Origin of the sequence: Saccharothrix sp. ST-888 (assembly GCF_000955975.1) — a bacterium.
GTDB lineage: Bacteria > Actinomycetota > Actinomycetes > Streptomycetales > Streptomycetaceae > Kitasatospora.
The window spans coordinates 1-360 of the sequence record NZ_JYJF01000560.1; the positions used below are offsets into that span (position 1 = coordinate 1).

A 360-nucleotide genomic window follows, 5' to 3' on the forward strand; every position below is an offset into this window, starting at 1 on the left:
TCTTGGCGGCGAGGAAGGAGTTGGCGGCGACCTTGACCAGCTCGGCGGTCGGGAAGTCGGTGACCACGAACGGGACGCACTCGGCGATCGGCGTCGCGTACACCTCGCGCAGCAGCTGCTCGGCACGCTCGCTCCGCAGGCCCGCCACCAGCCGGTTCGGGTGCAGGGTGTCCCCGACGGCGTAGCCCTCGCGCAGGAACTCCGGGTTCCAGGCGAGCTCCGCGTCGGCGCCGGCGGGGGCGAGCTCGGCCCGCCGGTCGGCCCGGCGGGCGGCGCTGCCGACCGCGACGGTGGACTTGCCGACCACCAGGGTGGCCCGGGTCGGGTAGGGCACGCTTGTGTCGAGCGCGGCGTTCACCT

At 74.7% G+C, this 360-nt stretch carries 1 pseudogene; it reads right to left on the minus strand.

What is annotated here, in order from left to right:
- A pseudogene (locus UK12_RS33770) lies at positions 1-334 on the minus strand (UDP-glucose 6-dehydrogenase); the annotation flags it as partial.
- Positions 335-360 lie beyond the last annotated feature (26 nt).